The sequence below is a fragment of the Cellulophaga sp. BC115SP genome, from assembly GCF_009905545.1.
In the GTDB taxonomy this organism is placed as follows: domain Bacteria; phylum Bacteroidota; class Bacteroidia; order Cytophagales; family Spirosomataceae; genus Flectobacillus; species Flectobacillus rivi.
In genome coordinates, this window is the sequence record NZ_JAAALB010000038.1 from 32,602 (window position 1) to 58,767 (window position 26,166).

At 37.3% G+C, this 26,166-nt stretch carries 27 protein-coding genes; 16 read left to right on the top strand and 11 right to left on the bottom strand.

Annotated features, from left to right (window positions below; genetic code table 11):
* Nucleotides 1-120 precede the first annotated feature (120 nt).
* Nucleotides 121-1,488 carry a DUF1080 domain-containing protein gene (locus GVN22_RS20960; RefSeq protein WP_166552967.1) on the bottom strand — a complete coding sequence of 456 codons (1,368 nt, stop codon included), beginning with the start codon at nt 1,486-1,488 and terminating at the stop codon, nt 121-123.
* A gap of 227 nt (nt 1,489-1,715) precedes the next feature.
* Nucleotides 1,716-2,645: a carbohydrate kinase family protein gene (locus GVN22_RS20965; RefSeq protein WP_166552968.1), complete on the bottom strand. Its 930-nt coding sequence runs from the start codon at nt 2,643-2,645 to the stop codon at nt 1,716-1,718.
* Between the two features lie 95 nt (nt 2,646-2,740).
* On the opposite strand from GVN22_RS20965, the gene GVN22_RS20970 reads away from it, so the two are divergent.
* Complete coding sequence (locus GVN22_RS20970; protein ID WP_166552969.1) at nt 2,741-3,994, top strand: dipeptidase; 1,254 nt, start codon at nt 2,741-2,743, stop codon at nt 3,992-3,994.
* 247 nt (nt 3,995-4,241) lie between these two features.
* Here the strand turns inward: GVN22_RS20970 and GVN22_RS20975 are convergent, their stop codons facing one another.
* Nucleotides 4,242-4,928: a hypothetical protein gene (locus GVN22_RS20975; protein WP_166552970.1), complete on the bottom strand. Its 687-nt coding sequence runs from the start codon at nt 4,926-4,928 to the stop codon at nt 4,242-4,244.
* Between the two features lie 5 nt (nt 4,929-4,933).
* On the bottom strand, nt 4,934-5,803 hold the full coding sequence (locus GVN22_RS20980; RefSeq protein WP_166552971.1) for a dsDNA nuclease domain-containing protein: 870 nt from the start codon (nt 5,801-5,803) through the stop codon (nt 4,934-4,936).
* Between the two features lie 185 nt (nt 5,804-5,988).
* Between GVN22_RS20980 and GVN22_RS20985 the strand changes: the two genes are divergently transcribed.
* Genes GVN22_RS20985 through GVN22_RS21005 form a run of 5 tightly spaced genes read left to right on the top strand, consistent with a single transcriptional unit; the run spans nt 5,989 to nt 9,295 of the window.
* The gene (locus GVN22_RS20985; RefSeq protein WP_166552972.1) at nt 5,989-6,594 is read left to right on the top strand and encodes a hypothetical protein; all 606 of its coding nucleotides are present in this window, start codon (nt 5,989-5,991) and stop codon (nt 6,592-6,594) included.
* A 32-nt stretch (nt 6,595-6,626) separates the two neighbouring features.
* A complete protein-coding gene (locus tag GVN22_RS20990; RefSeq protein WP_166552973.1) occupies nt 6,627-7,460 on the top strand; it encodes an ATP-binding cassette domain-containing protein in 834 nt (277 codons plus the stop codon).
* A gap of 28 nt (nt 7,461-7,488) precedes the next feature.
* Complete coding sequence (locus tag GVN22_RS20995) at nt 7,489-8,274, top strand: hypothetical protein (protein ID WP_166552974.1); 786 nt, start codon at nt 7,489-7,491, stop codon at nt 8,272-8,274.
* Between the two features lie 4 nt (nt 8,275-8,278).
* Complete coding sequence (locus GVN22_RS21000; protein WP_095167038.1) at nt 8,279-8,647, top strand: GntR family transcriptional regulator; 369 nt, start codon at nt 8,279-8,281, stop codon at nt 8,645-8,647.
* Between the two features lie 3 nt (nt 8,648-8,650).
* Nucleotides 8,651-9,295: a hypothetical protein gene (locus tag GVN22_RS21005; protein ID WP_166552975.1), complete on the top strand. Its 645-nt coding sequence runs from the start codon at nt 8,651-8,653 to the stop codon at nt 9,293-9,295.
* 52 nt (nt 9,296-9,347) lie between these two features.
* On the opposite strand, the gene GVN22_RS21010 is transcribed toward GVN22_RS21005, so the two are convergent.
* Complete coding sequence (locus GVN22_RS21010) at nt 9,348-9,518, bottom strand: hypothetical protein (protein WP_166552976.1); 171 nt, start codon at nt 9,516-9,518, stop codon at nt 9,348-9,350.
* A 302-nt stretch (nt 9,519-9,820) separates the two neighbouring features.
* Nucleotides 9,821-10,012, bottom strand: a complete 192-nt coding sequence (locus GVN22_RS21015) for a hypothetical protein (RefSeq protein WP_166552977.1) — start codon at nt 10,010-10,012, stop codon at nt 9,821-9,823.
* A 387-nt stretch (nt 10,013-10,399) separates the two neighbouring features.
* On the opposite strand from GVN22_RS21015, the gene GVN22_RS21020 reads away from it, so the two are divergent.
* From GVN22_RS21020 to GVN22_RS21045, 6 genes are all read left to right on the top strand, one after another.
* Nucleotides 10,400-11,173: a PASTA domain-containing protein gene (locus tag GVN22_RS21020; RefSeq protein ID WP_095167050.1), complete on the top strand. Its 774-nt coding sequence runs from the start codon at nt 10,400-10,402 to the stop codon at nt 11,171-11,173.
* 30 nt (nt 11,174-11,203) lie between these two features.
* Entirely contained in the window at nt 11,204-13,111 is a 1,908-nt protein-coding gene (locus GVN22_RS21025; RefSeq protein WP_166552978.1) for a T9SS type A sorting domain-containing protein, read from the top strand.
* Nucleotides 13,112-13,144: 33 nt separating this feature from the next.
* Nucleotides 13,145-13,441 carry a rhodanese-like domain-containing protein gene (locus GVN22_RS21030; RefSeq protein ID WP_166552979.1) on the top strand — a complete coding sequence of 99 codons (297 nt, stop codon included), beginning with the start codon at nt 13,145-13,147 and terminating at the stop codon, nt 13,439-13,441.
* Between the two features lie 176 nt (nt 13,442-13,617).
* Complete coding sequence (locus GVN22_RS21035) at nt 13,618-13,905, top strand: rhodanese-like domain-containing protein (RefSeq protein ID WP_166552980.1); 288 nt, start codon at nt 13,618-13,620, stop codon at nt 13,903-13,905.
* Between the two features lie 167 nt (nt 13,906-14,072).
* Nucleotides 14,073-14,921, top strand: a complete 849-nt coding sequence (gene lgt, locus GVN22_RS21040) for a prolipoprotein diacylglyceryl transferase (protein ID WP_166552981.1) — start codon at nt 14,073-14,075, stop codon at nt 14,919-14,921.
* A 223-nt stretch (nt 14,922-15,144) separates the two neighbouring features.
* On the top strand, nt 15,145-15,576 hold the full coding sequence (locus GVN22_RS21045) for a hypothetical protein (RefSeq protein ID WP_166552982.1): 432 nt from the start codon (nt 15,145-15,147) through the stop codon (nt 15,574-15,576).
* 198 nt (nt 15,577-15,774) lie between these two features.
* Here GVN22_RS21045 and GVN22_RS21050 read toward each other — a convergent pair whose 3' ends face one another.
* The 5 genes from GVN22_RS21050 to GVN22_RS21070 form a co-directional block, all read right to left on the bottom strand.
* Nucleotides 15,775-16,980 (bottom strand): C40 family peptidase, encoded by a 1,206-nt coding sequence (locus GVN22_RS21050; protein ID WP_166552983.1) that lies wholly within the window; start codon nt 16,978-16,980, stop codon nt 15,775-15,777.
* Between the two features lie 61 nt (nt 16,981-17,041).
* Nucleotides 17,042-18,292 (bottom strand): serine hydrolase, encoded by a 1,251-nt coding sequence (locus tag GVN22_RS21055; protein ID WP_166552984.1) that lies wholly within the window; start codon nt 18,290-18,292, stop codon nt 17,042-17,044.
* Between the two features lie 177 nt (nt 18,293-18,469).
* On the bottom strand, nt 18,470-19,528 hold the full coding sequence (locus tag GVN22_RS21060) for an aminotransferase class I/II-fold pyridoxal phosphate-dependent enzyme (RefSeq protein WP_166552985.1): 1,059 nt from the start codon (nt 19,526-19,528) through the stop codon (nt 18,470-18,472).
* A gap of 279 nt (nt 19,529-19,807) precedes the next feature.
* Entirely contained in the window at nt 19,808-20,821 is a 1,014-nt protein-coding gene (locus GVN22_RS21065; RefSeq protein ID WP_166552986.1) for a dipeptide epimerase, read from the bottom strand.
* Nucleotides 20,822-20,914: 93 nt separating this feature from the next.
* Nucleotides 20,915-22,123 carry a molybdopterin molybdotransferase MoeA gene (locus tag GVN22_RS21070; protein ID WP_166552987.1) on the bottom strand — a complete coding sequence of 403 codons (1,209 nt, stop codon included), beginning with the start codon at nt 22,121-22,123 and terminating at the stop codon, nt 20,915-20,917.
* A 119-nt stretch (nt 22,124-22,242) separates the two neighbouring features.
* Between GVN22_RS21070 and moaC the strand changes: the two genes are divergently transcribed.
* The 4 genes from moaC (at nt 22,243) to tyrS (ending at nt 25,911) form a co-directional block, all read left to right on the top strand.
* Nucleotides 22,243-22,734, top strand: coding sequence for a cyclic pyranopterin monophosphate synthase MoaC (moaC, locus tag GVN22_RS21075; RefSeq protein WP_166552988.1), 492 nt, complete (start codon nt 22,243-22,245; stop codon nt 22,732-22,734).
* Complete coding sequence (locus GVN22_RS21080) at nt 22,734-23,291, top strand: molybdenum cofactor guanylyltransferase (protein ID WP_166552989.1); 558 nt, start codon at nt 22,734-22,736, stop codon at nt 23,289-23,291. Before moaC ends, GVN22_RS21080 begins: the two co-directional genes overlap by 1 nt.
* Before the next feature lie 104 nt (nt 23,292-23,395).
* Nucleotides 23,396-24,058 (top strand): thiamine diphosphokinase, encoded by a 663-nt coding sequence (locus GVN22_RS21085; protein WP_166552990.1) that lies wholly within the window; start codon nt 23,396-23,398, stop codon nt 24,056-24,058.
* 548 nt (nt 24,059-24,606) lie between these two features.
* Nucleotides 24,607-25,911, top strand: a complete 1,305-nt coding sequence (gene tyrS, locus GVN22_RS21090; protein ID WP_166552991.1) for a tyrosine--tRNA ligase — start codon at nt 24,607-24,609, stop codon at nt 25,909-25,911.
* Nucleotides 25,912-26,166: the final 255 nt, after the last annotated feature.

Below are 26,166 nucleotides of genomic sequence, written 5' to 3' on the forward strand. Positions count from 1 at the left end.
ATAAACAGTGAGTTTGAAATGATTAGTTACTAGGTAAAATTGGGAGGTAAATATTACAGCAAAAGGCTTTAAGCAGTAAGCTGTAGGCAGTGCTTAAAGCCTACAGCTTACGGCTTAAGGCTATTTTTCTATTGTTCTAATCTTTAGATTTCTGAACGATACGTTGTCGCCGTGGTCTTGGAGGAGGATATTTCCTGTTTTGCCCATACCGAAACCATCGTATTTGGCATATTTACTACGAGCTACAAGTGCTTTGAAAATGTTACTTCCTCTTTCGTATTCTACCACCTTGAAGCCATTAAGCCAATGTTGCACCATGTTGTTTGGATATACAATTATACGACCTTGGTTCCAGTCTCCAATTTTTCTTTGGAAACGTTTGTCTGGCTTATAAGATGGAATCAAGTCATACAAACTACCCAAGGTACGATTGCCTACTGCTCCCATTTTCGCATCAGGATGCTTTTCATCATCTAATACTTGAAACTCCAGACCTACGCCAGATTTACCATTTGAATCGAAGTCTTCGTTTACAAAATATTTGACCCCAGCATTAGCACCATCTGACAATTTAAACTCAAATGTTAGTTCGAATGCCCCGTACTGTTCGGTTGCTACGATGTCGTTGCCTGTTTCCGAACCATCAGAAGGACTCACATTGATGGCACCATCTACCACTTTCCAGTGGATAGTCGGCATTTTATCTTGGTGAACGCCTCTCCAACCTGTAAAATCTTTACCGTTGAATAATAATTTAAAACCTTGTGATTTTTCTTGCTCAGAAAGATTATTGAGGGTAAGGTTCACAACAGGTGTGTTGTCGGCTGGGTGAGGGTGAATATCTGCACCTGTTTGAATACGGATATTTCTCCAACGAATTTGTTGTCCTGACGCTTGGTCTTTACCGATTGAATGTACTTGCAAAGCAATAAATCCTTTGTCTGTCACATCATCAATCAAACAAGCTACTGGAATATCGTTAATCCAAGTACGAATTACATTACCAATTGCCTCCACACGGTATTTGTTCCATTGTCCACCACGTTTGAAAGCTTTTTGTCCAGCAGGGTTGATGTTTGGGATATACAACCAGTCACGGCGAGCTTCGTCATACAAACCACCCGACCAAGCACGGTCTGATGGGTCAACTTCCATTTGATAACCGTGTACACGACCGTTTTGATAATCTGGTTTCGACAAGCTTCTGAACTGAATACCTGAGTTCATGCCTTCAGCTACGTTAAGTTCTACTTCGAAAACAAAATCACCATAGTCTTTTTCTGTACACAAAAATGAGTTGGGAGTTCCTGAAACCGTAGTACCCACGATTTCACCATTTTTAACCTCATATTTAGCTTGCCCACCAAGTTGTTTCCAACCTTTTAAGGTTTTGCCATCAAATAATGAAGTCCATTTTTCCTTTTGGGCATTGGCTGTAAAAGTGAGCGCACATACCAAAAGACATCCGTTAATAAACTTTTGTATCATATATTTTTTAATAGATAGTTTTATACAAAAGTCTAGGATGTTTTTTTTTTACTCAAAAAGAGCACTTAAAAAGAGACAACCTAAGGCAGGCTTTCGACATAAGGCAAAATATTATCAGATAAACTGGTTGAGAGCACGCAGTGTAAAAGCCAATTTCAGTAACAAAGTGAACAGGCAAAGAGGCACAGAGTGATTGTTAGATTACTCTGTGCCTCTTTGCCTTGTTACTAATCAATGTAAAGTAAAGCTTTGTCAACTTTGGCAGGAAGGGGTCCTTTGGTGACTAATTTGAGTGCTGCTAAGTTAGCACCTGCTTGTGAGCAAACTTCTGGTGTTTTCCCTTCGCTAAAGGCAGTCAAAAAACCTGCCCAATAGGCGTCTCCTGCACCTGTAGCGTCTATGACTTCGATAGGTTTTACGCCTACCGTAATTTTATCTTTTCCTTTATTATAAGAAATAACAGAGCCATCGCCCCCTTTTGTCAAACAGATAAGGTCGGCACCCATGGCATGAAAGTCTTCTAAAATCTGTTCTTCCGTAACTTTTTTACCATATAATCTTTCGGCGTCGTCTTCACTGAGTTTTACCAGTCCATCTTGCCCACAATAGGCTGAAATAACTTTCCAGGCTTGTTCTCTATCAGGCCATATTTGAGGCGCATAATTACAGTCGATACTCACACGGCAACCCAAAGCATTGGCACGCTTAGCAGCATCTACAATGGTGCTTTGTGCGGGTTCTTGACTTAAGGCAAAACAAGTAGTATGAAATACTGCTGATTCAGATAATAACTCATCAGAGATATGTTGTGGTTGCAACATCCTGTCGGCTGTGCGATAAGCGATAAAATCAGGCGTTCCTTTTGTTCGAGATACCACTACAATACTCGTAGGCTGAAGTGGGTCGACGGCAATATGCTGTGTATCGATTCCTGTTTTGGCTACTTCTTCACGTAAGAAAACACCTAGGTTATCATTTCCAATACAAGAAATCAACGCGACAGGCTGCCCCAAACGAGCCATATTGGCGGCCATATTGGCAGGACTACCTCCTTGAAAACGCTCAAATACAGGTGTTTCTAATATGCTAGAGGCCAATTCTGTTCCGATAAGGTCAACCAATAGTTCGCCTACCGAAAGTAGTACGTATTTTTTCATGATATAAAAATGGTTTTATGATTTGTGGTGCAAATTAAAGATTTATTCCAAAGAATTTTATAGATTAAATAAACAAACTAATTTCTTGAAAAGATATGCGTAAAAGACTACCTCTCATTACAATATTTTTATTAAATCTTGCTTTTATCTCTTTTTCGTCAACGACGATTCCTCAAAAGCAAAAAACTATCATCAAAACAACGACGGATGATGAGGCATTGAAGAAAAAAGCAGAGGCATTAGCCCATCGTTTTGTCATCGTTGATGGCCATGTGGACCTACCGTATCGCTTACACGGTAAAATGGAGGATGTTTCTGTGCAAACTGCGGGCGGCGATTTTGACTATGTTCGAGCTAAAAAGGGTGGTTTGACAGCGCCTTTTATGTCGATATATGTCCCTGCCGATTTACAGAAAAGAAAGGGCTTTTCGAAAGCTCTAGCGGATTCATTGATAGACTTGGTTGAAAACCTCACTAAAACCTATCCCGACAAGTTTGCTTTGGCCAAAAGTCCATCCGATATTTTACAAAACTTCAAGAAAGGCTTGATTTCTTTGCCTATGGGTATGGAGAACGGCTCGCCTGTAGAGAGCAATCTTGAAAACCTCAAGCATTTCTATGATCGTGGTGTTCGCTATATCACCCTGTGTCATGGAGAAGATAATTTTATTTGCGATACTTCCTACGATACCACACGCACATGGGGTGGTTTGAGCCCGATTGGTCGTCAGGTGGTGCGCGAAATGAATCGTTTGGGTATTATGTTAGATTGTTCACATATTTCTGATGATACCTTTGAACAAGTGGTAGCTTTGTCAAAAGCACCTGTTATTGCTTCGCACTCGTCTTGTCGCAGTTTTACGCCAGGTTTTATTCGAAATGCCCCCGATGTTTTGATTCAAAAAATGGCTAAGAAAGGTGGAGTAATCATGATAAATTTTAGTTCAATGTTTTTGGATTCAGCTTCAAATAAAGCCTACGAACTCAAACGCAATGCGATGAAAGCTTTTCAGAAAAGTAAAAATCTTCCCGCTGATGCACCAGAAGTTCAGGCTTTTGAAAAAGAATATGTGGCAAAGTATCCAACGCCTCTTACTACTGTAGAGCGAGTGGCTGATCATATAGATCATGTCGTAAAAATTGCAGGCATCGACCACGTGGGACTAGGTTCGGATTTTGATGGGGTAGGACCCACACTTCCAGATGGTCTCAAAGATTGTTCAGAAATACCGAATTTGATTTATATTTTGCTTAAAAGGGGCTATTCAGAAAAAGCTATCGAAAAGATATGTTACAAAAACTTGTTCAGAGTATGGAATCAGGTGGATAAGGTGGCGGAGAGGGAATAGACAACCTAAATATTAGTCATCCTAAATTTTGAGCACTCTTCTTAAAAGTATTTTAATTATTATTTATTGCTTTTGGGAAGGGTAAAATTAGCTTTCTATAGAAGAGATATACCGACAAAATAATATCAAAGTGGTGTTCGAAAAACTTATTTCGAACACCGCTTTGATAATACTACCATTTATCTTAAAAATAATCACTCATGAACTCATCACCAATCACTAAATTTGGGATGACTTATCTTTATACTTATACTGAAAGAGCATTTCTTCTATCTTTTACCAGCTGAGGTATATATTTATTTTTAATCTGCGAGTCCCCTAATCCTAGTCTTTGGTATATATTTCCACCTATGCCAGGGATAACTTCATCTTCGTTAGAAACTTCATCATCAATAGCAAAGTAGATATACTCGAACTTTTTACGTATGGAAGACTCAAACTCTTGATTAAGAGAACTCTCTGATGATTTGAACATGACTGGAGCAACTATAAGTATTTTATCAGGGTTAATTTGATTGATAAGAAACGTCAAATTCGTTCGCACAACGCATGAGGTATAGATAATTGACTTACAAATTATTAAGGTCTTACAGTTTGAAGTTTCTTCGATATAAGACTTCACAATTGGAGCTACTATTAGTTCCTTATCATCGGCAACTTTCGCCCGTAGGTTCCAAAATACAGCCAAATTGATATTCGTATTCCATAAAGATTGTAGTATTCCTTTTCCAAGCCAATCGGCATCTTCAGAAGTACAAGCGAGGACTATCTTTTCAGAAGAGGTAATTTTGGGATTAATAAGTACAGCAAGCTTTTTGCCTAAAATATTTAAAGCATTGGCATAAATCTCTGCACGAGTTTGCTTATCAGCTAATAGAGAAAGATTAGCCTGAATTTCTTCATCTTGTTGGGCAAAAGTTGTATATCGTCTCATGGGATTTATGCAATAATAGTTTCTAAGGCTTCAAAACTGCTAGGCTTTTGGACCAAAATTTCAGTCTCAATTTCTTTAAAATCAGGAGTTCCGATTGGAAATGGAATGATACCTGTATCGGTGTTTTTAAACTTCCATGTTAAATAGTTATTATGAACAATGTAGCTAAAATTAGGAATTAAATCTAAAACCAATTGTATTTCATGCGATAAATAAAAAATCTCTCTTGGTCTGATAAATGATAGTGACATCTTTTCTAAGTGAGAATATATATCTTCAAGCGATATATCTTTTTTATTACAAGCGTTCCAAACTCCTAAAATGGCAGTTGCCAAGGCTTCCAATTTGTCGATTGGAGGTGAATTAACTGCAATTAGCTTTTTTAGCTCTTCTCTAAAAACTAGGTGCTGACTAACTAAATTATGAATACTATCTGAATATGGAAAAAATACAACTTCAGTGTGTTGACTTAAGCTTTTGGGGAGAGATTGAGTTAAATTCAAATGTATAGACTCAGAACTAACTATAAGAAATAACTTAAACTTGGAGTATTGATCTTTTTCAATTCGCTTCTGATTTAAAAAGTCATAGCATAAGCTTTTTTGCTTATTCCCATGTTCCCATTTTAGCGATTTGCTATTCTTTATTTGATAAAATTCTTTGTTGTCTTCTTCTAAAATGATTAGCAAGTCATCTACAAATGCCTCAACTTGGGAAGAAAAAACTACTTGCGCTTTCGATTCTGAATATGAGTTTAGGTATTCAGTAACTTTGAAAATGGCAAAGTGATTTTCAAATCTATTGCCCTTTTCATTATTAGCTCCTCCCTTCAGCTTATTGCTAAGATATTGTCTTTTTTTAGATGTAGTACTCATGGTATCATCAAATGTGGTTGCGATAAAGTAAATATAATGAACAATATTACTTTAAAAAATAGAGTCTTCGTTTTTCCTCCCCATTCATCCACCTTTTCGACCGCTCTACATTTGACTTTATTTCACACTTGACTTTTTAATTTTAATTGTTCTATATTTGTAGTGTACTATTTAACTAATACACTATGTTTAAATTTATTCTGACACAGCGATGGATTGTAGGGTGTATTCGATTTTGGTTAGGTTTTATCTTACTAAGTGCTGGGGTTACCAAAATGTTACATGGCAATTTTATCCAACTCATTGGTCCTCCTTGGTTGATTGAAGTGCTCGCCAAACATCAATTGGGTTTGTTTGCCGAGTTTATTGCGATTAGTCAAATCATCATTGGTTTTTGTTTGCTGGTCAAGCGATTTGCAACCCTAGGAGCTGTAATGGCTATTCCGATGTTCCTGAATATTCTGATGGTGACTATTTCGCAGAATTGGAGAGGGACACCTTATGTAGTAAGTTTCTTTTTGGCTTGTAATATTTACCTTTTGATATGGGATTTTGATAAACTCAAATTCTTGCTCATCGATCAGGAGGAGGCTGTTCCGAAGGGTGGGATTACCAGAAAAAACATACAAATAGATTTGTTATATCTCATTGGTTTGGTGCCCATATTACTAGCAGTATCGATTACTATGCCTTTGAGAGCTTCACAGATACTCGCATTTGGCGGATTGGTGTGGTGGATAGGCGTGTACGTTTGGCAATTGATTAAAAAACAAAATAATATTCATAAATAAGAAATCTTCACTTCAACCTCAAAACTCAAAATATGGTTTCGATACATAATTTAGGATTTGGTTATAGCAAGAAAAAGCCTGTATTCGAAGGGCTGAATCTTGAACTCCAAACGGGCAATGTCTACGGGCTACTTGGGCGTAATGGCGCTGGAAAATCTAGTCTTCTGCGTAATATAGCTGGTTTACTTACGCCTACATCAGGGCAATGCACAGTCAATGGGCATACACCACATTTGCGACAACCTAAGTTTTTGCAGGAGTTATTTTTCTTGCCAGAAGAACTACATATTCCACCCATCAGCATGAAGGAATTTGTGTCGGTGTATGCGGTGTTTTATCCCAATTTTTCTCAAAATCAATTGAACGAATATCTCAAAGAGTTTGAGGTGGATAGCACAGCACGACTTACCGAATTGTCGTTGGGACAAAAGAAAAAGGCTTTGATAAGTTTTGCGCTTGCGACCAATACGCCTTTGCTAATTATGGACGAGCCTACCAATGGCTTGGATATTCCGTCGAAAAGTCAGTTTCGAAAAATCATTGCTTCTTCCATTACCAACGAAAGAGTTATCCTGATTTCGACGCACCAAGTACGTGACCTTGAATCTTTGATTGACCCGATTATTATCATGGATAACCGAGAGGTTTTGCTCAATGCAGGTACCGATGTGATAGCAGAAAAGCTTTCTTTCAAAACAGTTCAGCAAGTGACTAATCATGAAAAAGTCCTTTATTCAGAGCATTCTATCAGAGGATTTGGTATCGTGATTCCGAACGAAGATGAGTCATATACCAAAGTAGATTTGGAATTATTGTTCAATGCAGCTTTAGAGAAGCCACAGGTAATCAAGCAATTATTTAACTAAACTTGGGAAAACTTTTTAGATAGAAAACATGAATCAAACATTAGATATACAAAGATTAGGGTGGTTAATCAAACGCATTTGGGTTGAAAACCGAAAGCTGTTTGGCATGACCTATGTTGTAATGGTGCTGTTGTGTATTGCAGCTTATTATTTAGGACGTGATGCGGGTGGTGCTATTGTGGATAGAGACATCAGATTTGGAAGCTTGATTGTCGGAATGTTCGGGCTAGGAGTATTGTTTGCCAACTATATTTTCAGAGATTTTTCTCATACACCTTCTACGATGAGTTATCTGTTGCTTCCAGCATCGCATTTAGAAAAATTCTTGAGTGGACTTTTTTATGTGTTTATTGTTTATCCGATTGTCATTATATCAACACATTCATTGATTGATTATGCTGCATTCGAAATCATAAAGTTTTCTTATCCAGATACTCCTATGGAAAGGACGATTATTCCATATTCAGAGCTTTTTGAAACATACTTTACTGTTCAGGATACAATGTTTTTCAATGGGGTTACTTTCCTAATGAACTTCTGGACTTTTACGATTATGGGAACTTTATTTTTCCAACGATTATCGTTAATCAAAACGGCCTTTTTGGGGTTTTCGAGTATCGCTATCATTGCTTTGTTGGAGTATCTAATGTTCCATTATATTATCGGTGATTTGAATAATAATATCACATTTAATACCGAAAACGACTCGCTTTTAACAGAGTATATCACTGTAGGTATCGTTTTGCTTCGCTTCATTCTACCTCTATTTTGGTTGTTGATTGCATATTTAAAGTTAAAGGAAAAGGAGGTTTAACATCATGGAATTTAGAGAAAACCAAGCCATATATCTACAAATAGCAGAGCTAATTTGTGAGAGAATACTGCTCAAACAATGGGCATCAGAAGATAAAGTTCCTTCTGTCAGAGAACTTGCCGTTCAATTAGAAGTTAATCCCAATACAGTTATGAGAACGTATGATTTTTTAGAACAAAAAGGTATCATTTTTACCAAAAGAGGCATGGGTTTTTTTGTATCAACAGATGCACACGATAAAGTGACGGAGTTTCGACGTGAAGAGTTTTTACAAAATGAATTACCTCAGTTCTTCAAAGCCATTCACTTATTGGGAATCGACTTTTCTGAATTACAAAATAGATTTGAAGCTTTTAAAACCGAAAATTATTAATCCATGAAGACATCCAACAAACTCCTTGTGACAATGGCAGCCTTGGTCATCATAGGGTTATTAAGTTTTAATATTACTTTAAAAGGCAAATTAGTTGAGTACAAGGAAACTCACAAGAATACAAAATTAGTCCTAAAGCCATTCAAATATCTGACATTTAGCGCAAAAGCTGCAAGGTATGTAAATGTGGATATTGCCCAAAATCCTGAGTATGCTTTGTTAAGTGCTCAGGAAGGTGTTACTCAAAAATATGTTGGTGATACCCTAGTGCTAGAACTCAACGAATCCGTAGATTATATGCAATTACAGTTGCCAAGAGTTTTAGGTATCAATGTGACAAGTGGAGAAGCTATCCAAATTAATATAAACAATACGTTTAAAGTAGATAGCTTGTGGATAAAATCACAAATTTCTAGTACGACACTTGAATTAAAAGGTATCGAAACAAGCAATTTAGATTTGTATTCTTCTCAGTCCTTAATCGTGAATTTGGACCATATAAAAGCTGATCGTTTAGCAATAAATGGGGGAAGAAATAGTGAACTAAGAATAAAAGACACGAAAGTTCAACCGAATCAGTTAATGTTGAGCGACAGTATTGCTGTACAGGTTTTGGGTAAAGATGCCATGAAGATATTGAATAAATAAAGAGTAATAAATAAAGGCACAAAGAGGATTTAGCTTCTTTGTGCCTTTTTATTTATTTTAATTCCTCAGTATCTCGAAGTTTACTTTTACCAGTAAGGTAGCAAACCAAACCGAATAAAATAACATAAATCTCAAGCTCGTAGATTTTGAAAAAAAATAAAATAGCCATTAGAATACTAATGGTCAAGCTTGCTGCTTTGTAGAATTGATATTTATTGTTCATGTTTTGATAAATTCCTAGTTCAAGACTCAGTCTTGGACTTATTTTTTAACAGTTTATAAACAGAAGCAACATTCAGTCCGAGACTAAGTCTCGAATTAGGGAAGTATTCTTAGAACCTTTTTTATCCTCTGTTATTCTATGCAAAAAACAGTGCATAAAAAATAGCTATTCCACCAACTGCCATTGATAGGACTTCTATTAATATCATAATTTTTCTTCGATTTGCTTTCATTTAGTGAATAGTTGAAGGTGCAAATTGTGTCTATAAAGTTTCCTTAGCTAACAGATATACGATTAACGTATTACTTTCTATCAGTCTCTCGAAAAAGATATACCGTTAGTATCCCAGTCATAAATCCTCCTATAAACCAAAGTGTTTTAGATAAGCTCGTGAACGGTGAAAGCTTTTGGAATGAAAAAGTAGTATCGGAGCGTGATGCTATGATGAAAGCGATTACGAACCATAATAGGGCAGTTGGGAATTTGAATTTCATGGTGTAAAATGTTTTGTTGTAGTTTATTAAGCAATAGGTAATCAGTTTATGAGTGCATTCTAGTTACGGATATACTCTTAACTAATAACTTTTCTTACTCATTTGAAGGTATTGAAAATAAATCGATTAGTCAATGCTCGGGCTTGATTAAATATTTTTTATAAAAGCCTATCCTAACTCAATATCACATCGCAAGATTATTTCGTTATGTAAACCCTGTGAGGTATTGAGCCGTAAAAGCTACAATTTGAGAAGGACTTGTTTTTATAACCTTTTCTCAACATCTTACATTCAAATATCCCAACCCAATGGTGCATTTTGTGAAAGGCATTTTCCAAAAACAAACTTATCTTGTAAATTGCACCAAATACCATAACGAAGACCGAAATGATCAAAATTCCAACTAATTCTAAAAAAGACGTCTATACTCACGCAGCCATTATTGTATGCCTATTAATGGTCTTATTTTTTGGATTTTTCTTTATTTACCTTCCTTGGAGTACCAATCACGGCGAAACTATTACTGTGCCTAGCTTGAAAGGCTTGACAATGGAGGAGGCCGAAGATTTATTGGACGAAAGAAACTTGGACTACGAAGTGACCGATAGTACTTTTACACCTGGTAAAAAACCGCTTACGGTACTTTCTCAGTATCCGCTCGAAAACTCTAAGGTAAAACAAGGACGAAAAATTTATTTGACAATCAATACCGAAACGGCTCCAATGATTAAGCTTCCAAAACTGACCGAAATGTCAGTACGAAGTGCCGAACAACAGTTGTTGATTGCGGGTTTGCTCAAACCTTCACTTGAATACCAAAACGATATTCGTGAAAATGAGGTACTCGAAGTAAAATATCAAGGTACGAAAATCGACGCTGGAACGTTAATTGCAAAAGGTTCGAAGGTTACACTCATCGTGGGCAATGGCACAGGTAATGTCGAGTTAGAAATCCCTTGTTTAATAGGCAAACCGCTCGATGAAGCTATTATCATAATTTCTGGTTCTGGTTTACAAAAAGGAACCGTTATCTATGATCCAGATTCTACCGAACCAGCAGGCACAGTGATTCGTCAGAATCCTGCTTGCGAAGATGGCAAAATTAAAGCTGGCGAAATGATTGACCTTTGGGTAGCGGGTAATCCTCCGTCTGGAGAATAAACCTACCAATGGGTATTTAATAAAGTTCAAATGAAAAACATTTCTTCTTACACTTTTATAGGTTCTAAGAAGCCTTTCTGCGGAAAGGGTAAAAAAGGGTGGTTAATTTTTTTACCACTCTTTTTTATTGCTCAATTCCGTACTTTGGCTCAACTACAAACTATTTCTCTAGGCACTCATGTAACACCTAGTGCGGCAAGAGTAGCTGCGACCAACGCAGCCAAGCTCCCATTCTTTGACGATTTTTCGTATGGACTCAAACTCAATACCAATAATTGGTTGAGTTCGGGAGGTACGTTGGTCAACAATGATTATGCGACGAATCATCCTACCATCAATATGCTTACTTTTGATGGACTCAAAGCTGATGGTAATCCCTACAATTTTGTTAATAGTTTGGCTGAAGGACCTACCGATACCTTGACTTCTCAAGTATTGGATTTGTCCAATTATTTGCCTGCCGATTCTCTATATTTGAGTTTCTTCTGGCAAAATAGCTCTTTGGGCGACAAGCCTAATACGAATGATTCTTTGCGGGTACAGTTTTTAACGAATGGCGGTATTTGGCAAACGGTTTGGGTGATGAAAGGTGATCAGGAAGTAGCAAATTTTCAACAAGTACTGATTCCTATTCGAGCACGCAATTTGTATTTTCATAACCAATTTCAGTTTAGATTTCAGAGTTTCGGTCGTCAATCTGGACAGTTTGATATTTGGAATATTGACTATGTTTATTTGAATACCAAGCGTAATCAAAACGATAAATACTATGCAGATTTGGCGGTAAGACGAAATATGCCATCGTTGCTCAAACGATATAGAGCTATGCCTGTTAGGCAGTTTATGCGTCGTCCAACACAGGAACTCAATGATTCCTTGAGTACAGATGTCGTGTATTTGAACCAAACGGCGGTCAATAACTTTTTTGATTATGATTTTACCGTAAAAGATTTACTGACTAATACAACACTACAAAAAACTACTCAGACCAATGTGGTGATTAGCCCCAATCCAGCGGGTTTATCCAGTGTGAAAATTGCACAGAAACTAGCTACAACCTTAAGTCAACTGAGTAATGACAAATACAGTTTACAAAGCACATTTGCGCTAAAAACTACCGACGAAGGTGTTATTATCAATAGAAAACAAAACGATACCATTCGCATAACAACGGAGTTTTCGGACTATTATGCTTATGACGACGGAACAGCGGAGGCTGGTGCATATTTAGGAAAAGGCTTTGGGCGAATTGCCGCGCAGTTTACCAATAATTCCAATGATGTAGTTTCGGGAGTTCGCATTAATCTATTACCCATGTTGACCAATCTTGAAGGTAATGCCATTACGATTCAGATCATGGAAAATGACAAAGGAAAGCCAGGGAATGTGATTCGTTCATTATATAGTAAGGTGTCGTATAGCAAAGTGGTGAATGGTTTTATCGAATACACTTTTGACCCTGTTGCGGTAAAAGATACTTTCTATATTGGTGTTTTACAATTTACTGATGGCGAACCTTTGATTATTGGTTTGGATAAAAACTCTTCACAGTTTTCTTCAAAATACTTTTATAATTTGGGTACGCAATGGGTAAATCTTGCCACTCAAACCAATAATGCTGATTTTAAAGCTGCTAATGGTGCTTTGATGATGCGACCTATTATGGGGGGAACTGTCAAAGAAGTAATTTTAGGAACAGAAAAAGATATTCAAGACCAACAATTAGTGGTATTCCCTAATCCTGCAAAGGATTATGTTTCATGGAATGATCCAACTTTACGCAGTGTCGAGCTTGTCGATTTTCAGGGTCAAAGTATATTGAAACAAAGAGTTTTCGAAAGTAGAGTTTCAGTCGAAAATCTTAATTCAGGCATATATTTATTGTTACTCTCAGACGAACGTAATACATTTGTTCGCAAAATCAGTATCGTTCGTTAAATTGTGACCTCAACGAAGTAAACAGAATAAAACATGGATATTACAGTAGAAGAATTAAAACAACGCCTAGATGCTGGCGAAGAATTCAACTTTCTTGATGTAAGAGAAGAATACGAATACGAAGAAGATAACTTGGGTGCATTGTTGATTCCACTAGGCGAATTGCCAGACCGTTTAGAAGAAATTGATGGCTGGAAAGGACAAGAAGTAGTGGTTCATTGTCGTTCAGGTGCTCGCTCAGCACGTGCAAAAGCATTTTTAGAGTCACAAGGATTTACTAATGTTAGAAACGTGCTAGGCGGAATTTTGGCTTACAACGATTTAGACTAGATTCTTGAAAGACATGAAATCAAAATGGTTCGGACGAAGGTCTGAACCATTTTGATTTTGTTGAAATAAAATAATATTAATTAGGCTACTGAGTGGACGGGCTTCTTGAATGTTGAAGAGATTCTTCTTTTTACCCGAATACCAATAGTTGACCGCCCCAAGCCCTAGAAACTATCATGATTGATATCTCAGCAGAGGAGTTTAAAAATCGACTTAAGGAGCTTCAAATCGTAGATATTCGTACTGAAGCAGAGGTTCAAGATTTTGATTTGGGAGGATTACATTTACCCTTTGATGAATTACTAGAAAAACTTGATGAAGTAGATTTCTTGAAAAATAAAGAGTTTGTCATCATTTGTTATACAGGACTTCAAAGTAAAGTTGCAGCTACAATCCTCAGAAAAAGAGGCTTCGAAGGGGTGCGTAATCTTACAGGTGGCATAGAGGCATTCCTGAGTATTTAGCTCAAATAGAAAAGCGAAAATTTGCGAGTTGAGCGGATACCCTATGATTTTTAAAATCAAAAGTCATCATTCTTAACTGAGCACGCTTAGCTTATTCTTAGAAAAGTTTTAAATTTGGGTTTCAGATACACAACGAATTCCATTTAAACAATAATCCAATAAACCGAATGTTAGCATATATAGATTGGTTCACAAGTTCTGATATTTTCACATTTCCCGAATCTTTACCTTTAATAGGTGGCTTACCTGTGCGTTGGTATGGGGTAATGTTTGCCACAGCTTTTTTGTTAGGCTATCAAGTTATTTCATATTTTTTCAAAAAAGAAGGTCGTCCACTCGAACAAGCCGATGAGCTTTTGCTCTATGCTATGATTGCCACTGTGCTCGGCGCTCGAATGGGACATTATTTCTTTTATGAATATCCAACTTTATTGAGTAACCCCGGTCATTTCTTCTGGTCAATGATTCGTCCACCTTATGCAGGTTTGGCTAGTCATGGGGCTGCTATAGGCCTATTTTTAGCCTTCTATTTGTATGTTCGCAAGCACAAAGATATTAGCTATTTGTACGTAACCGACCGTGTTGTACCTACAGTTGCCTTGGGCGGAGCTTGTATTCGTATTGGTAATTTGATGAATTCTGAGATTGTTGGAAAGGAGACGGATGTACCTTGGGCATTCAAATTTTATAATGATCCATCGCTCAATCACGACTATTTTGCGGTAGTGCCTCGTCACCCAGCACAATTATATGAAGCTCTTTCTTGTATTGTCTTATTTGTGATTCTTTTTATGATTTGGAACAAGAAAAAAGAAAAAACACAAGAAGGTTTAATGACAGGGGTATTCATGGTAGTCTTGTTCATTCTTCGTTTCTTCTATGAATTTATCAAAGAAAACCAAGTAAGCTTCGAAGATGGTATGAGTCTTAATATGGGACAATGGCTAAGTATTCCAGCTATTTTGTTTGGATTAGGAGTACTTTGGTATTCGTTTAAGAATAAGAAGTCTGTTTAGGAGAAAAGGCACAAAGTAGCAAAGGCACAGAGGGACAAAGTGGAGAGTTTGAATAATTTCACTTTGTCCCTCTGTGCCTTTATGCCTGTTCCCTCTTCAGACCTGTTTACTTTTTTGTGACATTTATTTGATTTTTGCGTAACATAAGTGCTTGATTTATCAATAGATAAATTGTAAATTGGTTAAAAATAACTTCAACTTATCACCCAAACACAAATCACTCATGGAAAATAATCAAACTGAACCTACTCCAAAAGGACAAATTGAAGAATTGAAAGATGCAGCTGTAGACAAAATTGAAGACTTAGCTGCAACTGCAGGTGAGAAAATTAAAGAAGCTACAGGAGTAGATGTAAAAGCAAAAGCTGAAGAGTTAGCAGCTGAAGCAGGTGCAAAATTGGAGGAACTTGCAGATGCCGCAGATGATAAAATTGAAGAAGTATCAGCAGTAGTTTCAGAAAAAATTGATGCTGTCGAAGATAAAATCGAAGAATTAATTGGTGGCGACTTAGGCGAAAAAGCAGAAGAGCTAAAAGCTCAAGCTGAAGAAAAGCTAGAAGACCTCCAAGAAGCAGCCGCTGAAAAAGTTGAAGAAGCAAAAGAAGCTGCTTCGGGCTTGTGGTCAAAAATTAAAGGAGCATTTGGAGGTAATTAATCAAGTACCGTTCTACAACTTAGAAGGAGCATCAATATCCAAATACGTATCAAAAAAGCGGTCGAAAATTATTTTCGACCGCTTTTTTGATATATAAAATGCTGAATATCTCTTTTTAGACGAGAGAAACTGCGTCTCTACAGGTGAAATATAGGTTGAATACTAATCACTCATTTACTAAATCACCACTCACTAAAGTTACTGTGGATAAACGCTATCTGTTTTGAGTTTTACGACACTGCCAGTCTTCAGAATACGCTTAGCTCTCAAATATCTTTTGACATTGTATTCGTCGAAGCTGGGTGCTGATGCACTGACACTCCCAATGCGAACTTTGTCAGAAGCATGGATAAACTGATTATTACCAATCCACATACCTACGTGCACTACGCGTTCGGAACCATCTTCTCTTTTTTCCCCAAAGAATAATAAATCTCCTTCTTTCAAATTGCTCCAAACCCCAGATTTATCAATCGTTTCTCCTACCATTACTTGCTGCGAAGCATCACGTGGCAATAAAATACCATTCAAGAAATAAACCGTTTTAGTAAAACCACTACAATCAACACCTTTAAATGAAGTTCCTCCCCATAGATATGGCACTCCCATCAAACGCTTAGAGGTATTCACTAAGGCATCTTCTGTGGCGGTGGTATTATTTACCCAATTTTTCACCAATTCAGCTTCCTTTGAGAATACGTACCCTATACGATTATCTGGCAAAATTACTTCGTAGTAGCCATTTTTTTCAGCTTTTAATTCCATCACACAACCTGCAACAATGTCTGAAACAGGCATGGAGCTATTATTAGATTCACTATAAACCGTACCAAATGAGTTGGTATAAATTACCTTGCTTTTTGCTTTCCAAGTATTTAATTGCTCTGTGGTAATGGCAGTAATTGCTCCACGGTCTACCCAAGCGATGTAGTGATCGGGGGTTTGGATCAACAACCAGCCATTATCTTCTCTATCCAAAATACGCACGGGCGTACCCATAAGAGCCTGCGAAGCCATTTCTCCTGAATGACGAGGACTATAACGTAAATTACAAACTGAAACTTCTACCAAACCCCATACTTTCTCACCTAGCTCTATAGCAGGAAGCGTACGGATTTGATCAACGATTTCGAGTTTTTCATTTTTTAGTCTTTCCAATAAAAAGCTTTTGGCTCCGATAAGATTGGTCTTTCCTATCAAAATTAATTGATTTTTCTGACGATAGGCATCTATTTGAAAAATAGCCGTTCTTTTATCAGGGGCAAAGCGATGACTAAATTGATCGATGACTTGTGTTACGGAAGAATCTGCCTTAGTGCGTTTTGCGTTATTATTTTTTCCTGGGTTCAACCACGTTGAGCCAATAAGCACAACCCATGAAAATAGTATTAAAATTAGCTTCATATTAAAAATTGGGGTTTAAGACGCCCTCTTCAACCCGCAAAAACTATGCCGAGCAGTGGTTTTATTTATCGTATTGAAACTTAAACTTGCTCAAGTTAGGAAGATGTTTTTTAGGTCTATTTGCTTCATATTGATACACCAACTCACCTAAATTTTTCATAAAAGGAAAGCCAATAGTATCATAGTCGTATTTGCTGTCATTAAAAATTTGATCCTCGTTGCACAAAATCACTGCCGACAACATAAACTCGATTCCTTTTTCAAAATCGACGATATAGGCATTATCCAACAAAAAGCCATAAGCATCACCCACTTTGTTGAAAATGCGAATATTGGGATTGATCACAGCATCTTTTTGTCCTCCATACATCAAAAACTTACAGTATGCTGGCCAATAGTCAGGAAGACTGTACGCGGGGTATTTGCTTTCTGTAGGCATTTGGGACATATATTTGTGCAAAAACTGATAGTCTTCAGTCGTCAAATCAAAGCGTTGTTCTTTGGGAACAGCATTGGGGAAAATAATCGCACGCAACAATTGTTGTTGTTCGATTAATGGGAAAAAATTCTTTTGCGTAAACTCAAATGGCTCATAGATGGTAGCATCTCCTTTGATATATCCTTTGCCCATTTTGATAGGTTCTACAGGGAAGTATTCTTTGGTAGCCGTAATCATCGGTTGCTCATACACCACCTGAGTATTTTCTTTAAAGCTAATGGGGTTTGTTCTTTTGTTTTGCTCCACACTCATGCCTACTTCCAAACGATGCACTATGCGTGTATCTTTCAACCCTTTTGCTCGTAAACCATCATTCAAACCTTCCTGACCCATAAATTCATACAGACGATTAAAGGCATCATTATCCGATACCATCAAGATTTTTTTGGCATAATGCGATACCGACGCCATTCCATTGGCAGAAGTACTATCGCCCGTCACAGGGGTATGACGTTCGTATTCTGCACCCGTAAACATGGGGGTATCTTTGGTTAATCCTTTTTTATTAAGCTGGTTTATTTTTTGCAGGGCTAGTACACAAGCAGGCAATTTTACGGTACTTGCTGGGTAAAAGTACTCTTGAGGATTGAGTCTAAAGCCATAAGTCGTGAAGCTCGGGCGATTTAATACATCTCTATCTATTTGGGTATAGACAATTTGAACCCTAAGTCTATCAGCATTATCAAGAATAAATTGAAATTTTTCTGGTTGAGATTTCATCAACTCAGGTAACAACTGAAAATCTATTTTTTGAGCATAAAGCTGTGTTGACATTGCCAGTATTGTCAAGAATTGTATAAGTGTTCTTTTCATCTGTTCAAATGGTTCAAATATCAATTGAGAGTGCAAGCAATAATTAGTTATGGTTTTTGAAGTGTACAAAAGAGTAAGCTTAATTCATTTGCCAATAGCCGCAATCTTTAATCTTTTGTACACCACCAATTATGGTTTTATAATTTTTCCCGATAATACAGTTTTCTTTTGAAATCCTTATCCTGATATTTTAGCAAATTGGTTGCACAACTGGGCTAAATATAAAAGCTCGTCTTCATTGTGCATCGCACTAATTACCAAACGACTCACAGGTTGGTCATGCACCGTAGGATAGGGAAAGCAGGATGTCATGACTCCATGGTTCTTCAAAAAATCATGTAATCCTTCTCGGTGAGTACAAAATGCAGGGTAATTTTTGATTGTATCCAAATAATCTACTTCAAGATTTTCTGTAAAATACTGGATGTTATGAGTAAGCTTTTCTTTTTGCTCATAATATAAACCTGTACTAAGCATAAAAGCATCTAATAGGGCAGGCATCATTGGGGAAGCCCCAGCAAACATAGGTGTGTGGCGGAGGTGATTGATAATTTCGGGTTTACCCAAAATCACACCACCAGTCATACCCATAGCTTTGTTGAGCGAACCTGTCACAATCAAATGGATATTGTCGTTAAAGTCAGGCTCAAAACCTAAAAAGTCCGCAATATGTTGAATCCCCAAGCTATGTGAAGCATCTATTACTACTACTATTTCTTTGTTTTTGGGTAAAGTTTTGATCCAACTAAAATCAAAGTCCTCAACATAGGGTGAACCCACCGAGTCGGAACAAATCACAATTTTTTCAGCAAGATTTTTCGAAATATTCTCTGAAATCGTACTAGCCCATTCCTCGTAAGAATCAATCGGCAAATGCTTATGATGAGGCCAAAGGGCAGGGTGTGTTTTGGGCGCTATTTCAATATGATATTCCAAACTTTGATAATATGATACCGTCACTTGTCCTGCCGACATACCCGAAGCGACAGTCAAAGCAGCAGGAGCTCCAAAAAACTGAGCTAAAGCTTGCTCGGCCTCTTCATAGATAGAAAGGCGAACATTGTTGTTTCTAGAACTTCCCCACGAACTTCCCCACTGAACCAAAGATTCAATCAGATTTCGTTTGAAAGTAGGATGCTGAGCAATACCCAAATACGCCGTACCACTAAACCAATAGTAATCTTGGTCTATAGTTTGGAGTGTATTGTTAGGTATTTTGGATGAATAAAAAATCATGACTTTACTTTGGATAAAACGTAATTAAGAGAGTGTTTACAAGTCAATTTTATAAAAGGTAATTGGAACAGTAACGTAGGAGTGTACAAAACCCTTTCTTTCGGATATCGGATATCGGATATCGGATGTTGGAAGTGTAAACTTCTTTATTTTGTGAAAAATAGCGGTATTATACTTTATTTCCGAAATCAGAAATCCCAAATCTGCAATAGTTTGGAATCCTTTGTACAGTTCTAACTAGCCTATCGCCTAAGGCCCTAAAGCTTAATGCAGCTAAAATCATTTTAGATTGGCGCCAGTTCCATTTTCATCGGCATAAATCACTTTACCATAATCGATGATAACTCCAGTAGAAATTTGATCATCGACCAACAAAATACCGTCCATATCAACATAATCCAATAATGGTAAGAGTTGCGCAATTGCCGAACAACCTACATTCGATTCGGTCATACAGCCTACCATCACTTTCAAACCCAACTTTTTGGCATGAGCAATCATGCGTAGGGCAGGAGTGAGACCGCCACATTTCATTAACTTAACATTGATACCGTGAAAAAAACCATAACATCTTGCCACATCTTCTTCTACAATACAACTTTCGTCAGCAATAATCGGAAGTACTGATTCGGCAAATACCTTTTTCATCCCTTCCCAGTTATCAGCTTTCATTGGTTGCTCGATAAACTCAACACCTAATTCTTTCAAGGCAATAGCATTTTGTATTGTTTCTTCAACACTCCAAGCGGTATTGGCATCTACTCTGAAGACAGCGTCGGTATACTTGCGCAACTCTTGTACAATCTTGATATCCTCCTTAGTGCCTAATTTGATTTTATAAAGTGGAAAGGGTACCTCTTGCATTTTTTCCACCATTTTCTCTAACGTGTCAATTCCTATGGTATAATCCGTAATAGGATTATTGCTAGGGTCTAGTCCCCAAGCTTTGTATAGGGGTAATCCCTTTTTCTTAGCCCAAAGATCATTAGCTGCGATATCCAAAGCACATAAAGCAAATGGATGCTCATCCTTTAAATAAGGAAATACATCTTCCCAAAATTGTTTGGGATCTTGTAAATCATAGCTTTCTACAAAGTCTCTCACGGACTCCAATTGAGCTGTCATTTTTTCCATAGTCACGCCGTAATATGGCGTTTCTGTTGCTTCTCCAAAACCTCTAAAGTCGCCATCTTGTAGTTCGACAATCAAAGTTGGTTGTATATCTCGCGACTCGTGAGTAATCGTAAATGTGTGTTTTAGGGGTAATTGGAAAGTGTGAAGTACCAGTTTCATAATCAAAAAATTGGGTTGAATGAAGTAAGTTATATCAAAAACTACAAGAGCAATAAGCGCAGTAGCCTATTGCTCTTATAAGAAAAATTCAAATTAACGAAATCGGACGAAATTAACTATTTCTCCTATCTCAAAATGAGTTTTTTCAGACGGGAGTTCTACAAAACCATCACAGTTGGTCAAGTTAGCAAAATCTGCCGAACCACTGCCTTCAAACGGAATGGCCAACATTTTTCCATTATCAAAATATACCTGCGCAGGCGCAAAATAGGTAAGATTAGGTTTGAAAAACACTTCTTTAGCCAAACTCACTTGTTCTACTTTGGGCTTTTGCTGTGCAATCACAGGTAAAGCATATTTACAAAAACATAAGAAGGTAGATACAGGATTGCCAGGAAGGGCAAAAACTAATTTTTTACCTTCGTTATTTTCTACATCTTTTGTGCCAAACCAAAATGGTTTCCCTGGTTTCTGGGCTACTTTATGAAAACATTTTTTTACACCTAATTGAGCTAAAATCTCAGGAACATAATCTTTCTTTCCTGCCGAAACACCACCACTTAGCAAAATGATATCATGCTCTTCTAAAATTTGAGTAAGCTTTTCCGTTAATACTTCAGGGTCATCAGTCAAATGGAATAATTGAGCTTCGATATTCCAAGTTTGTAGCGCTGCCGCTAACATATAGGAGTTTGACATACGAATTTGATGACTTTCTGGCTTTACAGCAATATCCACTAATTCGTCTCCCGTCGAAATCACCGCCACTTTCGGCGATGCTACTACCTGTACTTCTTGCTTACCGACCGACGCCATTACGGCAATTTCGGCTGGACTAATTCTGATACCTGCTTCCAATAAGATTTGTCCTGCGATTTTATCAGAACCTTGTCGGTGTACATTTTGTCCAAGAGTGATTTCTTCAAACGGAATGGTGATTTTGGCTATTTTCTTTCCTTCGATTTCCTCTATGGTCACGTCTTCATATCGTACTACCGTATCGCAACCCGAAGGCAAAATGGCTCCTGTCATAATTTCGATACAAGCATGGGTATCTTGAAGCTGTTTTTGCGTTTCACCAGCAAATTGAATTTGCTCTACCAAGATTGCTGCTGGATTAATACCTTCAAAAGCAAAAGCGATACCGTCCATCGCTACCCGATTAAAAGGAGGGAAGTCTCGGTCAGCCGTAATGCTTTCGGCTAATATTCTGCCTTTTGAACTCAGTAACGCTACTTTTTCGTTTTGCTGAGGAAATGTATATTGTTGAATAATCTGGTAAGCCTCTTGTGATGTTATCATAACTTTGAGAACGTTTTTAGCTTTTTTTCTTTTTATGATAAAACTTGAAAAGACAAATTTCTACAATTTACCTTACCTTTTGAGGAGGCGTACCGTATTTTTGTAAAAAACATAGAGCAATGGCACAAGAACAATCCGAAAATAAAGACTTTTCACATTTAGATACTCAGCATAATCCTTCTATGGTAGATGTTTCGGGCAAAACTATTACCAAACGTACCGCAACTGCCAGAAGTATTATAGCACTCACGCCCGAAATTGTGGCGCAATTTGTCAATGGCGATATTCAAACTAAAAAAGGGGCGGTTTTTCAGACAGCTATTATTGCTGGAACAATGGGAGCCAAAAAGACCTCAGATTTAATTCCACTATGTCATCCGTTAGGGTTGGATTCATGTAAATTCAATATCGAATTACAAGGCAACGAGGTAATCATTGATTGTACGTGCTCATTAACTGCCAAAACGGGCGTCGAAATGGAAGCACTCACGGGCGCAACCATTGCCGCTTTGACTGTATATGATATGTGTAAAGCATTTTCACATGATTTAGTGATTAAAGAAACTAAGCTCCTATCGAAAACAGGAGGAAAAAGCGACTATAAAGCCTAATGAATGGATTGATACTTTCGGGGGGACAAAGTTCTCGTATGGGTCGTGAAAAACGATTGATTCAATATCATGGCAAAACACAAGAAGAATATCTATTTGAGTTGCTGAGTTTATATTGTGAAAAAGTATTTGTTTCACTAAATGCCAATCAGCATAGTGACTATCCTTATATATATGATGCGTATCATGAATTAAATAGCCCTTTGGTGGGTATTCTTTCTGCTTTTCAGCACGAGCCCAAACAAGCTTGGCTGGTGGTAGCTTGTGACATGCCTTTTGTCAATCAAGAAACGATTCAATCTTTGATTGAAGCCAGAGATATATCTCAAAAAGCCACAGCTTTTCAAAATCCAGAGGAGCTTTTTCCTGAACCACTCATTACGATTTACGAACCAAGTATTTATCCCGACTTGTTGCAAGCATATCAACAAGGACGTAAATCTGCTATGCGAGTATTATCGCAGCAGCCCATAAAGCTGATTAATGCGCCTGATCCACAAATGCTAAAAAGTATTAATACTCCAGCAGAATACGAGGAGGCTATCAAGAGGAAATAGTCTATAGTAATTCCTCACGACAAAATGAAAACATTTAAGCCTAACGCCTACGGCTTACAACCTAAAGCGTTTTAATTATACATCCGAAATCCGCATTCGAATTTATGTCATCTCATCATATTATACGCGACGAACAAGAACCAGCCTTAATCATTGCAAACGGCGAAGCTTGTAGTCAAGAGTTACTTGGACAGCTTTTAGAATGGTCACCACTTATTGTTGTGCTAGATTCAGCTATTCATCGAGTTCTTGAATTAGGCATAAAAGTGGATGTATTACTTGGGGATTTTGACCGCGAGCTTGATATTGATGCTATTCGTTCAGCTCAGTATCCCATTGAAATTGTCCATACGCCAGACCAAGAAAAACATGATTTAGAAAAAGCTTTCGAATATCTAATCTCTCGGGGCTTTCCAGCGGCTAACGTAGTTTGGGCTACTGGTCGCCGTGCCGATCATACCATGACCAATATTACTAATATTGTTAGATTTCGAGATCAGCTCAAAATTGTCATGATTGATGACTATTCCAAAATCTATCTGTTACCTTATCAGTTTGAGAAGTGGTATACCAAAGGCACGCCTATTTCACTGATTCCTATTGGTGAGGTGCATGGTATTCAAACATCAGGTTTGAAATATAACCTATTCGACGAAGCACTTACTTTAGGTTATCGAACAGGTTCAAGTAACGAAGCCGACCAAGACGGGTTTGTAAAAGTTTCCTACACAAAAGGCGATTTACTCATGATGGAGTGTACAGACTAAAAAAGGCTTGAAAATTACTTTCAAGCCTTTTTTTATACTGAGTTAAGATCTAAACTGGTCATCATTACTAGTCCTTCTTTTAAAGGAATACAAAACACCTGAAGCCAAAATGGCCAAAACAATAACATAAAGTGTTCTCATAGCATTAACTGGTTATTTCAGATGCACGATGAGCGCATCGGAGGTGTTACAAATAGTTACGGTGAAATGTCAGAAAATTAACGAGTAGCAGCTAGGGATATTTTGTGTTTGTAATTAAATATTACAATACAATTACGTAAAAGTCAACACTTTAGATTGCTATTGCAGGATTTTTATTTTGTGGTAATACAAATTAGTGATAAGTGCTTGTGCACACCTAAGCATTTTTACTTATTCAATAATGAAAGTCTATAAAATCCTACATTCTCTATTCTTTTCTTATAATCTTATACAGTTGAATAATCTCGAGGATTTGTTGCGGATAAAGTCTAACTTTGCGGGAAATTTGGAATCTATAGATACACAAATAGTCAACAAACTATTTGTTCATAATTATTAAGCACAAAATGCATAAGAATTTCATTGAAGAATTGCGCTGGAGAGGTATGCTCCACGACATGATGCCCGGAACAGAAGAACAACTCAATAAAGAAATGACAACCGCTTATATCGGTTTCGATCCAACGGCATCTTCTTTACATATTGGTAATCTCGCTACAATCATGTTATTAAAGCACTTCCAGCTTTGCGGTCACAAACCGATTGCCTTGGTAGGCGGTGCAACTGGTATGATTGGCGACCCTTCGTTCAAAGCAGCTGAGCGTTCTTTCCTATCTGAAGAAACCTTGCGTTTCAACCAAGAGGGAATCCGCAAGCAATTATCTAAATTCTTAGATTTTGATTGTGGCGACAACTCTGCCGAATTAGTAAATAACTATGATTGGTTTAAGAATTTCTCTTTTCTTGAGTTTTTAAGAGAAGCAGGAAAATACCTTAGCGTAAATTATATGATGTCGAAAGACTCCGTAAAGAAACGTTTAGAAACAGGTATTTCATTTACAGAGTTCTCTTACCAGTTATTACAAGGATACGATTTCTATTGGTTATACAAAAATAATGGTGTTCGTCTCCAAATGGGTGGTTCTGACCAATGGGGTAACATTACAACAGGTACAGAAATCATTCGTAGAAAAGAAGGTGGTTCTGAAGAAGTAGAATTTAATAGAGCTTTTGCTTTAACTACTCCACTTGTGACCAAAGCAGACGGAACCAAATTTGGTAAATCAGAATCAGGAAACGTTTGGCTCGATGCAAGCATGACAAGTCCTTACGAATTCTACCAATTTTGGTTAAATGCTGCCGATGCCGATAGTCACCGTCTATTGAGAGTATTTACATTACTTTCTCGTGAGGAAATCACTGCTATCGAAGAAGAACACGCTGCTGCACCACACTTGCGTATCATGCAAAAAGCTTTGGCAAAAGACGTGACTTGTCGTGTTCACTCTGAGGAAGCATATAATATAGCAGTAAAGGCTTCTGAAATCCTCTATGGAAAAGGTACTGTCGATGCTTTACAAGGAATGAGTGACCAGGATATTCTTTCTGTATTTGCAGGAGTGCCTCAAACAATCATCGCACGTGGAGATTATGAAGCTTGTACTAATATTACTGATTTAGTATCAACTGTAACTAATGGAGAGGTATATGCTTCAAAAGGAGAAGCTCGTCGCGCTATTCAAGGGAATGCTTTAAGCGTAAACAAATCAAAAGTTCCAGATCCAAATCATCCAATTGACTTTACACTTCTTAATAACAAGTATCTGTTACTAGGAAAAGGGAAAAAGAACCATCTTTTGATTGTCGAATAAAAATAATAATTGTTAAAGACCTTCAACTAACAAAAGTTGAAGGTCTTTTTATAACTATTCATAGAATTTATTTACCAAAGGGTTTGATAGTTTGTATGTTTTGACTTTTAGTAGTAAAAAAGTTTGAGATCTATTTGTTTTGTTATCAACGACTTACAAAAAACTTCAAAAAATAGTATTAAAAAGATTTGGAAGGTTGAGAATAAAGTGGGAATTTTGCACTCCCAAACGACGGGAAAGGAGTTGTAGCGAAGA

Bases quoted from the DNA above. Each gene is read 5' to 3' on its own strand.
- GVN22_RS21050 (WP_166552983.1), bottom strand. From the start codon at position 16,980: ATGAAGCTAATTTTAATACTATTTTCATGGGTTGTGCTTATTGGCTCA.
- GVN22_RS21035 (WP_166552980.1), top strand. From the start codon at position 13,618: ATGATTGATATCTCAGCAGAGGAGTTTAAAAATCGACTTAAGGAGCTT.
- GVN22_RS21055 (WP_166552984.1), bottom strand. From the start codon at position 18,292: ATGAAAAGAACACTTATACAATTCTTGACAATACTGGCAATGTCAACA.
- GVN22_RS20975 (WP_166552970.1), bottom strand. From the start codon at position 4,928: ATGAGACGATATACAACTTTTGCCCAACAAGATGAAGAAATTCAGGCT.
- GVN22_RS21025 (WP_166552978.1), top strand. From the start codon at position 11,204: ATGAAAAACATTTCTTCTTACACTTTTATAGGTTCTAAGAAGCCTTTC.
- GVN22_RS21065 (WP_166552986.1), bottom strand. From the start codon at position 20,821: ATGAAACTGGTACTTCACACTTTCCAATTACCCCTAAAACACACATTT.
- GVN22_RS21010 (WP_166552976.1), bottom strand. From the start codon at position 9,518: ATGAACAATAAATATCAATTCTACAAAGCAGCAAGCTTGACCATTAGT.
- GVN22_RS20970 (WP_166552969.1), top strand. From the start codon at position 2,741: ATGCGTAAAAGACTACCTCTCATTACAATATTTTTATTAAATCTTGCT.
- lgt (WP_166552981.1), top strand. From the start codon at position 14,073: ATGTTAGCATATATAGATTGGTTCACAAGTTCTGATATTTTCACATTT.
- GVN22_RS20965 (WP_166552968.1), bottom strand. From the start codon at position 2,645: ATGAAAAAATACGTACTACTTTCGGTAGGCGAACTATTGGTTGACCTT.
- tyrS (WP_166552991.1), top strand. From the start codon at position 24,607: ATGCATAAGAATTTCATTGAAGAATTGCGCTGGAGAGGTATGCTCCAC.
- GVN22_RS20980 (WP_166552971.1), bottom strand. From the start codon at position 5,803: ATGAGTACTACATCTAAAAAAAGACAATATCTTAGCAATAAGCTGAAG.
- GVN22_RS21030 (WP_166552979.1), top strand. From the start codon at position 13,145: ATGGATATTACAGTAGAAGAATTAAAACAACGCCTAGATGCTGGCGAA.
- GVN22_RS21005 (WP_166552975.1), top strand. From the start codon at position 8,651: ATGAAGACATCCAACAAACTCCTTGTGACAATGGCAGCCTTGGTCATC.
- GVN22_RS21085 (WP_166552990.1), top strand. From the start codon at position 23,396: ATGTCATCTCATCATATTATACGCGACGAACAAGAACCAGCCTTAATC.
- GVN22_RS21020 (WP_095167050.1), top strand. From the start codon at position 10,400: ATGATCAAAATTCCAACTAATTCTAAAAAAGACGTCTATACTCACGCA.
- GVN22_RS21000 (WP_095167038.1), top strand. From the start codon at position 8,279: ATGGAATTTAGAGAAAACCAAGCCATATATCTACAAATAGCAGAGCTA.
- GVN22_RS20960 (WP_166552967.1), bottom strand. From the start codon at position 1,488: ATGATACAAAAGTTTATTAACGGATGTCTTTTGGTATGTGCGCTCACT.
- GVN22_RS21015 (WP_166552977.1), bottom strand. From the start codon at position 10,012: ATGAAATTCAAATTCCCAACTGCCCTATTATGGTTCGTAATCGCTTTC.
- GVN22_RS21045 (WP_166552982.1), top strand. From the start codon at position 15,145: ATGGAAAATAATCAAACTGAACCTACTCCAAAAGGACAAATTGAAGAA.
- GVN22_RS20995 (WP_166552974.1), top strand. From the start codon at position 7,489: ATGAATCAAACATTAGATATACAAAGATTAGGGTGGTTAATCAAACGC.
- GVN22_RS21070 (WP_166552987.1), bottom strand. From the start codon at position 22,123: ATGATAACATCACAAGAGGCTTACCAGATTATTCAACAATATACATTT.
- moaC (WP_166552988.1), top strand. From the start codon at position 22,243: ATGGCACAAGAACAATCCGAAAATAAAGACTTTTCACATTTAGATACT.
- GVN22_RS20990 (WP_166552973.1), top strand. From the start codon at position 6,627: ATGGTTTCGATACATAATTTAGGATTTGGTTATAGCAAGAAAAAGCCT.
- GVN22_RS21060 (WP_166552985.1), bottom strand. From the start codon at position 19,528: ATGATTTTTTATTCATCCAAAATACCTAACAATACACTCCAAACTATA.
- GVN22_RS21080 (WP_166552989.1), top strand. From the start codon at position 22,734: ATGAATGGATTGATACTTTCGGGGGGACAAAGTTCTCGTATGGGTCGT.
- GVN22_RS20985 (WP_166552972.1), top strand. From the start codon at position 5,989: ATGTTTAAATTTATTCTGACACAGCGATGGATTGTAGGGTGTATTCGA.